Below are 13880 nucleotides of genomic sequence, written 5' to 3'. Positions count from 1 at the left end.
GCGCGGTCCTGTGCGAATAGGTGTCGCGCATGATAGCAGGCGCGGACGGTAGGCGATCCAGCCCTTGAAAAGATCGCAGCCTTCGGCAGCTCCTACAGAGATCCGGTTCACCACAATGAATGTGTCTGACCTGAATCCCGTAGGAGCTGCCGGAGGCTGCGATCTTTTTTTAGTGGGAATGACGCGGCACTTCAGCCCCGCGGCAACCGACCAGGAAGTCGAAGTCGCAGCCCTGGTCCGCTTGCAGCACGTGGTCGATGTAGAGCTGACGATAGCCACCGACGATCAGGTTCTGCGGCGGTTGCAGGTCAGCCATGCGCGCGGCCAGTTCGGCGTCCGGGATGTCCAGGTGCAAACGGCCGCTGGCGCAATCGAGTTCGATCCAGTCGCCTTCTTTCACGGCGGCCAGCGGTCCGCCGGCAGCGGCTTCCGGGGCGACGTGCAGGACAACAGTGCCGTACGCGGTGCCGCTCATGCGCGCGTCGGAAATACGTACCATGTCGGTCACGCCCTGGGCCAGCAGCTTGGCCGGCAGGCCCATGTTGCCGACCTCGGCCATGCCCGGATAACCCTTCGGCCCGCAGTTCTTCATCACCAGTATCGAGTTGGCATCCACGTCCAGTTCCGGATCGTTGATCCGCGCCTTGTACATGTCGAAGTTCTCGAATACCACTGCGCGGCCGCGATGCTGCATCAGTTCGGGCGTGGCGGCGGACGGCTTTAGCACGGCGCCCAGCGGTGCCAGGTTGCCGCGCAAGACACAGATGCCGCCGTCGGCGCGGATCGGGTTGTCGAGGGTGCGGATCACTTCGTCTTCGCCATAGATCGGCGCGTCCCTGGTGTTCTCGCCGATGGACTTGCCATTGACGGTCAAGGCATTCGGGTTCGGGATCAGGTTGGCTTCACCGAGGCGACGCAGCACGGCGGGCAAGCCACCGGCGTAATAGAACTCTTCCATCAGGAAGCGCCCGGACGGTTGCAGGTCGACGATGGTCGGCATGCCGCGACCGATACGGGTCCAGTCATCCAGATCCAGCTCCACGCCAATGCGCCCGGCAATGGCTTTCAGGTGGATCACTGCGTTGGTCGAACCGCCGATGGCGGCATTGACGCGAATGGCGTTTTCGAAGGCTTCCTTGGTGAGGATCTTCGATAGCTTCAAGTCTTCGCGCACCATCTCCACGGCACGCATGCCGGACATGTGCGCCAACACATAACGGCGCGCATCTACCGCTGGAATCGCCGCGTTGTGGGGCAGGGAGGTACCCAGTGCTTCGGCCATGCAGGCCATGGTCGAGGCCGTGCCCATGGTGTTGCAGGTGCCGGCCGAGCGGGACATGCCGCCCTCGGCCGCGAGGAAATCGTCGATGCTGATGGTGCCGGCCTTGACCTGTTCGCTGAGCTGCCAGACCACGGTGCCGGAGCCGATGTCCTTGCCCTTGTGCTTGCCGTTGAGCATTGGCCCGCCGGTGACAACGATGGCTGGCACGTCGCAACTGGCGGCGCCCATCAGCAAGGCCGGGGTGGTTTTGTCGCAGCCGGTCAGCAGCACCACGCCATCGATCGGGTTGCCGCGAATGGCTTCTTCGACATCCATGCTCGCCAGGTTGCGGGTGAGCATGGCGGTGGGGCGCAGGTTCGATTCGCCGTTGGAGAACACCGGAAACTCCACCGGGAAGCCGCCGGCCTCGATCACACCGCGTTTGACGTGCTCGGCAATCTGGCGGAAATGCGCGTTGCACGGGGTCAGTTCCGACCAGGTGTTGCAGATGCCGATGATCGGCTTGCCATGGAACTGGTGGTCGGCGATGCCCTGATTCTTCATCCAGCTGCGGTACATGAAGCCGTTCTTGTCGGCGGTGCCAAACCATTGGGCGGAACGCAGGGTGGGTTTCTTATCAGACATGATCGGTTCTCTTATTGTATGACTATATTGTTCGAGCTGAGGCGTAACATAAGCGCAAATTCTGCGCTTTGGAAGTGTTGTTGCGTAAATAGTATTACTATATAGTCCGCTCAAACGGAGGGATGGCCCTGGCGAATTGTTCGCGAGAGGCGTCCCCCGAGGTTCTATAACAACAACAATCGGAGACCGATCTCATGAGCCAGGAACTGCGGCTTATCCGTCGCATCACGCTGAAACTGATTCCTTTCCTGATCCTGCTGTACCTGATCGCCTATGTGGACCGCTCCGCGGTGGGCTTCGCCAAACTGCACATGGGCGCCGACATTGGCCTGGGTGATGCGGCCTACGGCCTTGGCGCAGGGTTGTTCTTCATTGGCTACTTCCTGCTGGAAATCCCCAGCAACCTGATGCTCGACCGCTTCGGCGCACGACGCTGGTTTGCGCGGATCATGGTCACCTGGGGCGCCATCACCATCGGCATGGCCTTCGTCCAGGGGCCGAACAGCTTCTATGTGATGCGCTTTCTGCTCGGCGCCGCCGAGGCCGGGTTCTTCCCGGGCGTTCTGTACTACATCACCCAATGGTTCCCGGTTCGCCATCGCGGCAAGATCCTCGGGCTGTTCATCCTGTCGCAACCCATTGCCATGATGATCACCGGCCCCGTGTCTGGCGGCTTGCTGGGCATGGACGGCGTGCTCGGCCTGCACGGCTGGCAGTGGTTGTTCATCGTCATCGGCACCCCGGCGATCCTGCTGACCTGGCCGGTGTTGCGCTGGTTGCCCGACGGCCCGCAGCAAGTGAAGTGGATGGACCAGGCGGAAAAAGACTGGCTCACCGGCGAGCTGAAAAAGGACCTCGAAGCCTACGGCCAGACCCGCCACGGCAATCCCTTGCATGCGCTCAAGGACAAGCGCGTCCTGCTGCTGGCGCTGTTCTACCTGCCGGTGACCCTGAGCATCTATGGCCTGGGTCTTTGGCTGCCGACCCTGATCAAGCAGTTCGGCGGCAGCGATCTGGTGACCGGGTTCGTGTCTTCGGTGCCCTACATTTTCGGGATCGTCGGTCTGTTGATCATTCCGCGCAGCTCTGACCGTTTGAATGATCGTTACGGCCATCTGGCAGTGCTTTATGTATTGGGCGCCATCGGTTTGTTCCTGAGTGCCTGGCTGTCGGTGCCGGTGTTGCAGCTGGCCGCGCTGTGCCTGGTGGCGTTCGCACTGTTTTCCTGCACGGCGGTGTTCTGGACGTTGCCGGGCCGTTTCTTTGCCGGTGCCAGTGCGGCGGCGGGAATTGCGCTGATCAACTCGGTGGGCAACCTCGGCGGCTACATCGGTCCGTTCGTGATCGGCGCGCTCAAGGAATACACCGGCAACCTGGCGTCAGGCCTGTACTTCCTGTCGGGGGTGATGGTGTTCGGCCTGATTCTGACTGGCATCGTCTATCGCCTGCTGGAACGCAAACACGTCCTGCCAGCCGATGAGTTTGCGGCCAGTGCACGTGGGGCGTCCCGAACCTGATTTTGAGGGTTCACACCGACCAAATGTGGGAGCGGGCTTGCTCGCGAAAGCGGAGTGTCAGTCACCGATGATGTCGGGTATGACGGCCTCTTCGCGAGCAAGCCCGCTCCCACATTGGTTCTGAGGTGTTTTGAAGAATTGTTAACAGGAGAAAAATTCATGCGTTTGGTTCAGTTCGAATTGAGTAACGGCGTACGCCGTGTCGGCGTGGTCGAGGCAGGCCTGGTCCGTGAAGTGCAGGACGCGCGCACCGTTCGCGATCTGGCATTGGCGGCGATCGAGGCGGGCGCAAGCCTTGAGCAACAGGTGCAAAGCCTGGGGCTGGGCATCAGCCACGACTATGCCGAACTGCTGACGCAACGGCGCATCCTGCCGCCGCTGGACCATGCGGACCCGGCGCACATGCTGGTCAGCGGTACGGGCCTGACCCATCTGGGCAGTGCGTCGGCCCGGGACAAGATGCATCAGCAGAGCGGCGACGAATCCGCGCTGACCGACACCATGCGCATCTTCAAGTGGGGCGTCGAGGGCGGTAAGCCAGCAGTGGATGAAGCCGGTGTGCAACCGGAGTGGTTCTACAAAGGCGATGGCAGCATCGTCGTCAGACCCGGCCAGCCGTTTCCCCTGCCACCGTTTGCCGAAGATGCCGGTGAAGAGCCGGAGATCGCCGGCCTGTACGTGATTGGTCAGGACGGCAAGCCGTATCGCCTGGGGTTCGCCGTGGGCAACGAGTTCTCCGATCACGTCATGGAGCGCAAGAACTACCTGTACCTGGCCCACTCGAAACTGCGCAGCTGCAGCTATGGCCCGGAACTGCGGGTCGGCGAACTGCCGCAGCATCTGGCGGGCACCAGCCGCATCCTGCGGGACGGCGAAGTGCTGTGGCAGAACGAGTTTCTCAGTGGCGAGGCGAACATGTGCCACAGCCTCGCCAACCTCGAATTCCATCATTTCAAATACAGCCAGTTCCTGCGACCGGGGGATGTGCACATTCACTTCTTCGGCACGGCGACCCTGTCCTTTGCCGACGGCGTTCGCACGCAACCGGGTGACGTGTTCGAGATCACCCAGGCCGAATTCGGCGCGCCATTGATCAATGGCATCGCTCCGGTCGCAGCGGCTTTTGAACCCGGCACCGTCGGCACACTTTGAGGAGTTACCCATGACCCGGATTCTTGGACACAACTACATCGGCGGCCAACGCAGCGCCGCCGGCAGCGTCAAATTGCAGAGTGTCGATGCCACCACCGGTGAGGCATTGCCCCATGATTTCTATCAGGCGACCCCGCAGGAAGTCGATGCGGCGGCCAGCGCGGCGGCGGCCGCGTATCCGCTCTATCGCAGCCTGAGCGCGGAGCGGCGGGCGCAGTTTCTCGAGGCCATCGCCGATGAACTGGATGCCCTCGGTGATGATTTTGTCGCAGTGGTCTGCCGCGAAACGGCGCTGCCGGCCGGCCGGATTCAAGGCGAGCGTGGACGCACCAGCGGGCAGATGCGTCTGTTTGCCAAAGTGCTGCGTCGCGGTGACTTCTACGGTGCACGGATCGACCGGGCATTGCCGGAGCGTCAACCGTTGCCGCGCCCGGACCTGCGTCAATACCGGATCGGTCTGGGACCAGTGGCCGTGTTCGGTGCCAGCAACTTTCCGCTGGCGTTCTCCACCGCCGGCGGCGATACCGCCTCGGCGCTGGCCGCCGGGTGCCCGGTGGTGTTCAAGGCCCACAGCGGTCACATGGCCACCGCTGAATGGGTGGCTGACGCGATCATCCGCGCCGCCGAGAAAACCGGGATGCCGGCCGGCGTGTTCAACATGATCCATGGCGGGGGCGTTGGCGCGGCACTGGTCAAGCATCCGGCGATTCAGGCGGTGGGCTTCACCGGTTCGCTCAAGGGCGGTCGTGCCTTGTGCGACATGGCGGCGGCCCGTGCGCAACCGATACCGGTGTTCGCCGAAATGTCGAGCATCAACCCGGTGATCGTCTTGCCGCAGGCGTTGCAGGCGCGGGCCGATACCGTTGCTCGGGAACTCACGGCGTCGGTGGTCCAGGGCTGCGGCCAGTTCTGCACCAATCCGGGTCTGGTGATCGGCATTCGCTCAGCGCCATTCAGTGCCTTTGTGCAGCAAGTGGCCGGGTTGATGGGTGACCAGCCGGCGCAAACCATGCTCAATGCCGGAACCCTGAGCAGCTATGGCCAGGGCTTGCAAAAACTGCTCGCGCATCCGGGGATCGAGCACCTGGCCGGCAATCCGCAGCAGGGCAATCAGGCGCAACCGCAGCTGTTCAAGGCCGATGTCAGCCTGCTGCTCGATGGCGATGAAGTGTTGCAGGAGGAAGTGTTCGGCCCGACCACGGTGGTGGTTGAAGTGGCCGATCATACGCAGTTGATGGCGGCCTTGAACGGCCTGCACGGCCAGTTGACCGCTACCGTCATTGGCGAGCCGGAAGACTTCGAGCAGTTCGCCGGGCTGACGGCATTGCTGGAACAGAAAGTCGGACGCATCCTGCTCAATGGTTATCCGACGGGCGTGGAAGTCTGCGATTCGATGGTTCACGGCGGGCCTTACCCGGCAACGTCCGATGCGCGCGGTACGTCGGTGGGCACACTGGCCATCGATCGTTTCCTGCGCCCGGTGTGCTTCCAGAACTACCCGGACAGCTTGCTGCCGGATGCGCTGAAGAACGGCAATCCATTGCGCATCCAGCGACTGGTGGATGGGCAGTCGTCCCGCGAGGCACTTTAACTGCCAGTCACAATCCCTGTGGGAGCGAGCTAGCTCCTACAGGGGAGGTGGTGCATGAGCTATCATTGCGTCTTTCCCATTCAAAGACTGATTGCCATGACTGCCCCAACCGACACCTTGCTCAATGCCCTCGAACACTGCGGAATGGTGGAGATCGACGGGCTGCATGCCTTCGAATTCGCCCTCGACGAGGATGATAACCTGCACATTGAATGCATGGATGGCCGTGCGGCCAAACACTGGGAGTTCACCCCGGCGCAGATTCAGGCCGCGACCTTCGATACCTCGCTGCAAAGCTGGTTGATCACCGGTGACTCGGGTGAACACCGTTTGGTGTGCCTGGGCGATGTCGTCAGCGGTGACAACGAAGATGACGACCAAGGCGATGCGTAACCTCTGGCCATTGTTGATGGCCGGCAGCATCGGCGCCATGGGCGTCCAGGTGGCATCCGCCGATGACTATCAGCTGCTGGTGGGCTCCTACACTGCGGGTCAAAGCCAGGGCATCTACCGCCTGGTGTTCGACAGCGGCACCGGGCAGATCGATGCCAGCCCACTGCAAGTGATCAAGAGCGAAAACCCGTCGTGGCTGACCCTGTCGAAGGATCGGCGACACCTGTTCGTGGTCAATGAAAACGGCCCGGGCCAGACCGATCCGGTAGGGCGCGTCAGCAGTTTTGCGATTGATCCCAAGACCCACGCGCTGAGCCTGATCAGCCAGGTGCAAAGCCTGGGCAGCGAGCCAACCCATTCCAGTCTCAGCATCGATGGCAGCCATCTGTTTGTCAGCAATTACTCGGTGGCCGAAGACCCGGGCGGCACCCTGGCGGTATTGCCAGTGACGGCCGACGGCAAGCTCAAACCGGTGGTGCAGATGAGCAGCCACCCGGCGAGCCGGGTCAATCCCGAGCGCCAGGCCTCGGCCCATGTGCATTCGACCATCCCGTCACCGGACGGCAAATACGTGTTCGCCAATGACCTGGGCGCCGACAAGGTGTTTGCCTACCGCTTCGACCCCAGGGCCAATCCGGAACTGCCGTTGATCCCGGCCACCCCGGCATTCGTGCAGCTGCCGCCGGGTAGCGGGCCGCGCCACCTGCTGTTCAGCGCCGATGGCAAACACGCCTGGCTGACCATGGAAATGAGCGCGCAAGTGGCGGTGTTCGACTACCACGAAGGCCAACTCGAACAGACGCAAATGGTCGATCTGGCTGCCGGACAGCCAGTTTCAGACAAGGCTGCGGCGGCGTTGCATGCCTCGGCTGACGGCAAGTTCCTCTACGTCAGCAACCGTGGCACCGCCAATCAACTGTTGGTGTTTGCCATCGATCCGGCGACCGGTCACCTCAGTGAACTGCAACGCCGGGCGGTGGAGGGCGATCATCCGCGGGAATTCAGCCTCGATCCGAGCGGCAAATTCCTGTTGATCGCCAATCAGAAGAGCAACCAGATTGTCGTCGTCGAACGCGACGCCAGGACCGGTCTGCTGGGCAAGACCGTGCAAAAACTACCGATGGACGCCCCGAGCGACCTCAGGTTTCTGCTGCGTCAATAAGCCGCAGGCCCCGGTTGATGGGGCCTGCCCGCTTTTATCAATGACGCTGATATCTGGTACTGCTACAAAGCATTTCAAGGCACGAACCCTCGAGGGTTAAGTTTGCTTCACGGCCCCACCGGGCAAGCAAGCCAACTGAATCCGAGGAATACCGCCATGAACTTCAACATCTTCTCTGTCATCGCCGCTTCCGCCATTTCCGCCACCGTTGCGTTGCCAGCCAGCGCCAACGTTGAAATCAGCGACAAAAAAGCCCACACCCAGAGCTACACCCAGAAATACCTGCAACAGAGCGCCAACTTCTACGCCGCGCTGGATCACAAAACCCAAGCCTGAACGTTTAGCCCTGCCTTTATGCAGGAGCGAAGTCACTGATGATCGAGGCGCCTGATGTTGAATAGCAGGTGTTGAAAACGATCAGAGTGGTGTCGCTCCTGCATAACGCATGCTGCCCGCGAATCCCCTGATTAGTTCTATTGAAGGCTGAAATAGCCTGGCTTAATGATCAATGAAGCTGATGGTCACTATGGATAACCCTGAGTGGTTACCCAGGATTTTTTGATCGATTCTGTAGGCATTGAAACATGCCCGCGGAGAACATCATGGCCAGCGCAATTCTCACTTCTGCCAAACACGGCGCCTATGTGGCGATCAGTCTTTACCTTGCCATGGTGCTGGTGGTCAGTCTTTCAGCGCAGTCGCAAGTCACCTTCGAAGCGCCGATCCAGGTCGCTCATCCCGGCATCCAGTTTGAACACCGTGGGCAAAACGCGAGCGTTGATCAGGCGGAACTCGCGGGAGTCGTCGGCGCATGAAAGGGCACAGACTCTGGGTCATCGCCTTCCTGGCGTTCATGACCAACGGATCCTCCCTGTTGGGGATCGGCCAGGGCTCGGCGGGCTCGGTGGCACGGGCCATCGAAGCCAATCACAACATTGCCCGCAACATCGAAAACGCCAGTGCCCAGGGCATGCTGGCCGGCAATCCACCGATCAGGAATGAAGGTGTGGTGTTCGGGCCGTTCCAGGTTGATTGCTCGGCGATCGGGATGTGTGAGGTGTTGGCCTGAAGCTCTCTCGCTACAGTATCGGTGTTCTTACTTGCGTATCACACCGGTAAACAGCGATCCGGCCGGATGAGGTCACGTTGCGCGTCAGGACTCACGACGATTCCGATCACGTGTCGGTTAGGTAATCATGTCGTCTGTCAGCTTGGTGTGTAGCACACACGTCAACGCGTAGATGGAAAACGATCGCTCGGCCGAGGTCAACATACCGGTCTGGATGTCGAGCGTTGCTTCCAGCCGGCTGAAGACCTGCTCCCAATCGCGTGTATTCAGTTCAACCCTGTCGAGGGCCGTAACCTCTTCAGGCGGCGCGCCAATAACATTGCAGATTGTGTGAATGACAAGTTGGCGAATGAAGGTGGGTTTCATGAGTGTGGTCACTTTTTAATTGATCATCAGTTATATCCGCGCATTACATCGAATCAACTGTAGTCGCGTAGTTGCCCTCTCTGGGAGTAGTGCGATCCTGGCAAACATTGCACTTGGATAATTGCTGAATAACAACTAATTGCCATCGATAAGAGATGCCTTCTGTTCGTCCAAGTTGAATTACCGTAGCAGAGAAACTGAGCTCTGAAAATTTAAAACTTTAAATATTGTTTGTGTAAGGATTGGATGTAGTACGCTTCCCAGGACTTTGTAGTGCTTTTCAGATATTGCATATTGAATAAAAAATTTTGATGGAATAGCAGCCATGGTCGCGAATTATATTCGCAGTGTTCACGCTTTGTTCGGTACGACGCACAAGATACCGTTGTATCCCGTAGCCGTGTTGGCCGTGGGAGTATCGAAAAGCGCCAACTTGTTAGCAGCGCTATTGCATACCTTGTTTCAGAGCAGGGCCTCAAGCTATCACTTGATTAGCGATAAAAAAGTCAGTCAATTGCATGCGGACGTATTGTACGAGCAGCTTTCAACTCAAGTTCTTGCCAACCTATGGGGCGGAGGTTCGTGTACCGCATAGTGAAATTGTCGGCCTCGGAATGATCGTGGCGGCGGAAGTTGCCAGTCGCCTAGGGCGACTGAGTGGAGCAGATCAGAATCTTCATCATCGGCTGCTTAGACTGCTGGCCCAGCTACATGCCGCACCACCACAATCATCGGATCTTGCGTGCTAAACCATGACTACAGACGAAGAACAACTCTACGGACCCAAGGCGGATCGGCTCCTGCGCATCCGGAAGATCGAATCCCTGGGGAATCTTGTCCTGCCTATCTTTCCGATTGCCCCATTGCCAACCGCAGTGGCGGGCGGCCTGGCACAGGCGGATGAAGCGGTAGCGATCTACGCAGCCGCTTTGGAGGAGGCTTTTCCGCTGCTGGCGCGAAGCGTGGAGGACGTTTGTGGTTCAGCGCCCTGGATCGTGCGTAGTGCAGGTAACGAGGACCTGACGGATCACGTCAATGCCGGCGGCTACGAAAGCCTGATATGTCCCGAGCCACAAGCGCTGATACGGTGTATTGCCACTGTGGCCATGAGTGGATCGACCGAGCATGCACGACGCCAACTTGCGCTCTCGGGGCGTTACGATCATGTCGAGGCAATTCCATGCTTTGTGCAACAGCTACTGAAGATCGATGTCTGTGGCGATGTCGGTCGCGATCATTCGCCGTATCTGGACACAGCTGTTCTTGATCACATGGAGGCGGTATGTAATGAACTGATGCAGACGTTCGACTTCATTGCGATCGATTGCGAATGGGGCCTGGAGACGACACTTGGCTTCGTGTCCGTGACCACCGTCATGCCGCGAAACCCACAACTGATGAACGTCGCGCATACGATCGGTTTCGGTTTCGCCAGCGCTCAGAATACCGGCTCGCAGGCGACGGCCTTGGTGCTGCGTCCTGCTTGCTCAGACCTGAGGTTATGGCGCGCACGCCATCTGCGCGCGACGACGGTGCAACGGTTGCATCTGCTGCAGGCGCGGCCGGCGTATTCTGATGATGCCTTTCGCGATCGTGATGTGTTGACCGATGCATGCCGTGAAACATTGATCGGTCGCTACGATGTCGTGGAAGCCGGCTTGTTGATGCTGGGTGCACAATCTTCGGGCCGCGCATTGGTGGCACCTGATCTCATGAGCGCCTGGCGCCGATATCTTGCACTCAACGCGCACGAGCAGGCCGACGTGGCGGTGGTATTAGTAGACGAAGGCAGTGCGGAGGAGCACGCGGGTATCATGTTCCGCCAGCAGAAAACTACATGCGTCAGAATGGACACTCGACGCATGTCAGCCGGAGCAGACTGCGTTGTATTTGACCGCGGCACCTGCATTTTCGGTGACTCGACGCTGCTGCGATCAATTCAGAGTGAGCGTCGCCGAGAGTTGGTGTTGCCCGACGACTGCGCTCTTGTTTTCACCGATGAGGTGCTGGCACCTGGCGGCGAGCTGACGCGAGACTGCGTCGAAGTCCTTTCCCAGCTGCGTCGTTTGCCGGTCGCGCGTGAAGTCAAGGAGCGGCTGTTCGCACGTAGCGAGCAGCCGATGTCGGCGAGCTGGATGCAACGCGACGACGGAGTAGTGGAGTCACCCTCACTGCTCGCGGCAATCTGGCGGTCAAAGAATCCAGGGTATGCCGGCGAATGCTGCGCGCTCACTGAATTTGCGAGGGACTACGAACGTGCGTTCCGGGTGTCACGGAATGAGCCGCAGGGCGAACTGCGCACGCTGTTCGCGCTGTCGTCCGTGACACGCACGTTGGTCGCGAGTGGTGACCTTCGAATTGTCCTGGCACTGCTCGACTGTGAGGCGGCGACGTCCTGGCTACCGTCGCAAACGTTGCGGCGCCTGGTCGATTCGGCTGCCGTGCATTTGAAGGCGCTTCAGCGCGATAACGCCGTGTTGATTCTTGAAAGCGTGGCCTTCGTCAGGACGGAATGTAAGCGACTGCCGGTTTATGAGCCGGACGACGCCGTCTCCTACCTCGATGCACTGGCACACGATCTTGAAGATGGCTTGTTTGTCGAATCGATGGTATCCATCCGCTCTTTGGAGTTGCCGATCGCAAGTGGGATCCTGCTTGCGCGGCAGGCTCTCGTTAATCCCGCCGTCCTCGAACCAGTGGACGCATTCCGACAGTCAGTAGCGTTGTTTAGAGCTATGGTGTCGGGTGGCAGCACGACCGCGCGGCTTCCTCTGCAACTCAACGATACTTTTTTGACACTCCGGGGTGCGCTGTACGAAGCCGGTCTGGAAAACGTCGCTGAGCAGATCAGAGGATCGCTGGTCGAAACGTATGACGCCTCATTGAAAGGGCTGCTATGGCGCGCGGTGGAGGAGGGCGACGCTGGCAGCTACCGCCGCTACCTCATAGTGATGCAATGGTGGATCGAATTCCTGAACATCGGATCGCTGTCTGAGCGCGATGCCGCAGTGCTTCAGCGCTTTCAAATTTGGCTGCGTCAATGGACTGATGACGAGATGCCCGAGTCATTCGAGATACAGGACCGCAATTGGCGATTCGAGTTTGACGCCATTGTGGTTTCCCATGGAACACTGCAGCGGTACGAGAATCCGCACGTTCTCCACAATCTCCTTCATCAATACTCCCTGGCGGGGCTGCGGCTTGACGCTCTGGGGCTACCACGGCGCGTACAAGCGCTAGAACACTTCTGTTCGACGTTCAGCAGTCGCTCGACGAAGGTTCTGCGTTTCGAGCGAGAGTTGCTCGAGATTCAGATTCCGATGGGAACGCACAAGGCGAGCTACGTGTTCACGCCGCGGCAGATCTCGGTAGAGTGGACGGAGCCGCCTGATTGCTCCGGGGGCGAAATCGCGCGGATCCTGGCGTTTGAGGTATTTCTAGATCGATTCCAAATTTGGATGTTCCCGGCACTGACGGTCCGGCGCGAGCAAGTGTTGGGTACCTGGACACTGTTCATCCGCCTCAACGCGCAAGGATCAGATCCCTGGGATTACGAGCATCTCTGGCACTTTGTGGTCGCCACGCGCTTGCTATTCGACGCCTCTTACGATTTCTCGTATGTCGCCAACGAAGCCGTGGACGGTTTCGCCGAACGTTTCGACGGATTGGAATGGAAGGAGATACTTACCACACTGATACGGTATCGAGCGGTGATCGAGGACAGGGCGCAGTACGTCGCCTTGCACGCCCTGCCAATGTCGTCGACGGTCGCCGCGATGGCGTGCAGCCGAATCGTTCGCGGTCTGCTGTTACGTTGTCTGCGCAGGGGATTCGATTATTGTCGGGCCTTGATTGACGGGTATGCGCACTGGCTGAATGAGGAGGCCGAGGACAATGGACTGTGGTCCGATCGCTATGAGTCGCTCCGGCAGGCCAGCCTTTTCCTGGCGGCCAAGTGGCCAAAGGAGGCGCTTTCGGAACTCGCCGGGCGGGGCGTCTTCAATGTCGGCGATGACCTGATCGCAGCCTGCCTATTCAAACGCTCGGACCTGGCGGATGACTTGCGGCAAGTCGCGGCGGCGGGATCAATGCTATCGGGAATGCCGGGGATGATCGTGCGGCATGCCCCCGAAATTGCTATAGCGGCCCATGGCGCATCGCTCTTGGCTGCGCAACTGGTCGGCACCGGAATGCGATTTCGCCGCGCGAAACACCTTTTGGTCGCTCGATTCGGCGACTGCCTTGATCAGGACATATTGACGGGACTCCTACGGGACTTGGACACTGTTCCGTGGGGATGTACCGCTGACGCTGAGCAGGCCATCCAGACGCAGATTTTGATGAGCGGACCCGTCTGTCGATTTGAGCTAGAAAAAGGCATTGATTGGACGACGTTAGATTCGTGGCCGACTCTGGTGCAGAGGCGTCCCGTTTCCTTGGGGTCGACCGAGTGTTGAGTTATCGTGCGGACCCGTGAGCCTGTGCCCGGAATTCGTCTTGATCTGAAAAGAAGCTGGAGAGAGTACACGTCTGGCGATACAAGAATCGACTGAAAGCCACGCGTCAGAATTGCGAAAACGCCAGTGCCCAGGGCATGCTGGCCGGCAATCCACCGATCAGGAATGAAGGGGTGGTGTTCGGGCCGTTCCTGGTGGATTGCTCGGCGATCGGGATGTGTGAGGTGTTGGCCTGAAGCCTGCTGTCGATGAAGGGCTTTTGTGGTG

11 protein-coding genes are annotated in these 13880 nt (G+C 59.6%); 9 read left to right on the top strand and 2 right to left on the bottom strand.

The window, feature by feature from the left end:
- Positions 1 to 169 precede the first annotated feature (169 nt).
- Positions 170 to 1906, bottom strand: coding sequence for an IlvD/Edd family dehydratase (locus AB4O40_RS04145; protein WP_056727612.1), 1737 nt, complete (start codon positions 1904 to 1906; stop codon positions 170 to 172).
- A gap of 194 nt (positions 1907 to 2100) precedes the next feature.
- Between AB4O40_RS04145 and AB4O40_RS04140 the strand changes: the two genes are divergently transcribed.
- The 8 genes from AB4O40_RS04140 to AB4O40_RS04105 all read left to right on the top strand — a co-directional run bounded on the left by AB4O40_RS04140 (position 2101) and on the right by AB4O40_RS04105 (position 8790).
- Positions 2101 to 3423, top strand: coding sequence for an MFS transporter (locus tag AB4O40_RS04140; RefSeq protein ID WP_223542563.1), 1323 nt, complete (start codon positions 2101 to 2103; stop codon positions 3421 to 3423).
- Between the two features lie 159 nt (positions 3424 to 3582).
- Positions 3583 to 4575, top strand: coding sequence for an AraD1 family protein (araD1, locus tag AB4O40_RS04135; protein ID WP_223542562.1), 993 nt, complete (start codon positions 3583 to 3585; stop codon positions 4573 to 4575).
- A 10-nt stretch (positions 4576 to 4585) separates the two neighbouring features.
- The gene (locus tag AB4O40_RS04130) at positions 4586 to 6166 is read left to right on the top strand and encodes an aldehyde dehydrogenase (NADP(+)) (protein WP_460055916.1); all 1581 of its coding nucleotides are present in this window, start codon (positions 4586 to 4588) and stop codon (positions 6164 to 6166) included.
- A 54-nt stretch (positions 6167 to 6220) separates the two neighbouring features.
- Complete coding sequence (locus tag AB4O40_RS04125) at positions 6221 to 6559, top strand: DUF5629 family protein (RefSeq protein WP_056727603.1); 339 nt, start codon at positions 6221 to 6223, stop codon at positions 6557 to 6559.
- On the top strand, positions 6552 to 7721 hold the full coding sequence (locus AB4O40_RS04120; protein ID WP_414915115.1) for a lactonase family protein: 1170 nt from the start codon (positions 6552 to 6554) through the stop codon (positions 7719 to 7721). Before AB4O40_RS04125 ends, AB4O40_RS04120 begins: the two co-directional genes overlap by 8 nt.
- Before the next feature lie 156 nt (positions 7722 to 7877).
- A complete protein-coding gene (locus tag AB4O40_RS04115) occupies positions 7878 to 8057 on the top strand; it encodes a hypothetical protein (RefSeq protein ID WP_007979950.1) in 180 nt (59 codons plus the stop codon).
- A gap of 266 nt (positions 8058 to 8323) precedes the next feature.
- Positions 8324 to 8536, top strand: a complete 213-nt coding sequence (locus tag AB4O40_RS04110; RefSeq protein WP_056728088.1) for a hypothetical protein — start codon at positions 8324 to 8326, stop codon at positions 8534 to 8536.
- Positions 8533 to 8790 (top strand): hypothetical protein, encoded by a 258-nt coding sequence (locus AB4O40_RS04105; RefSeq protein WP_223542559.1) that lies wholly within the window; start codon positions 8533 to 8535, stop codon positions 8788 to 8790. The genes AB4O40_RS04110 and AB4O40_RS04105 overlap by 4 nt, the downstream gene beginning before the upstream one ends.
- 117 nt (positions 8791 to 8907) lie before the next feature.
- On the opposite strand, the gene AB4O40_RS04100 is transcribed toward AB4O40_RS04105, so the two are convergent.
- Entirely contained in the window at positions 8908 to 9156 is a 249-nt protein-coding gene (locus AB4O40_RS04100) for a DUF6137 domain-containing protein (protein WP_056727599.1), read from the bottom strand.
- Between the two features lie 752 nt (positions 9157 to 9908).
- On the opposite strand from AB4O40_RS04100, the gene AB4O40_RS04095 reads away from it, so the two are divergent.
- Positions 9909 to 13613, top strand: coding sequence for a hypothetical protein (locus AB4O40_RS04095; protein WP_460055921.1), 3705 nt, complete (start codon positions 9909 to 9911; stop codon positions 13611 to 13613).
- Positions 13614 to 13880: the final 267 nt, after the last annotated feature.

Source organism: Pseudomonas sp. S2_F07 (assembly GCF_054668325.1).
The sequence above is the reverse complement of the archived record's forward strand: the minus strand, read 5'-3'. Positions and strand labels throughout refer to the sequence as shown.

Bases quoted from the DNA above. Each gene is read 5' to 3' on its own strand.
- araD1 (WP_223542562.1), top strand. From the start codon at position 3,583: ATGCGTTTGGTTCAGTTCGAATTGAGTAACGGCGTACGCCGTGTCGGC.
- AB4O40_RS04115 (WP_007979950.1), top strand. From the start codon at position 7,878: ATGAACTTCAACATCTTCTCTGTCATCGCCGCTTCCGCCATTTCCGCC.
- AB4O40_RS04095 (WP_460055921.1), top strand. From the start codon at position 9,909: ATGACTACAGACGAAGAACAACTCTACGGACCCAAGGCGGATCGGCTC.
- AB4O40_RS04105 (WP_223542559.1), top strand. From the start codon at position 8,533: ATGAAAGGGCACAGACTCTGGGTCATCGCCTTCCTGGCGTTCATGACC.
- AB4O40_RS04140 (WP_223542563.1), top strand. From the start codon at position 2,101: ATGAGCCAGGAACTGCGGCTTATCCGTCGCATCACGCTGAAACTGATT.
- AB4O40_RS04145 (WP_056727612.1), bottom strand. From the start codon at position 1,906: ATGTCTGATAAGAAACCCACCCTGCGTTCCGCCCAATGGTTTGGCACC.
- AB4O40_RS04100 (WP_056727599.1), bottom strand. From the start codon at position 9,156: ATGAAACCCACCTTCATTCGCCAACTTGTCATTCACACAATCTGCAAT.
- AB4O40_RS04120 (WP_414915115.1), top strand. From the start codon at position 6,552: ATGCGTAACCTCTGGCCATTGTTGATGGCCGGCAGCATCGGCGCCATG.
- AB4O40_RS04130 (WP_460055916.1), top strand. From the start codon at position 4,586: ATGACCCGGATTCTTGGACACAACTACATCGGCGGCCAACGCAGCGCC.
- AB4O40_RS04110 (WP_056728088.1), top strand. From the start codon at position 8,324: ATGGCCAGCGCAATTCTCACTTCTGCCAAACACGGCGCCTATGTGGCG.
- AB4O40_RS04125 (WP_056727603.1), top strand. From the start codon at position 6,221: ATGAGCTATCATTGCGTCTTTCCCATTCAAAGACTGATTGCCATGACT.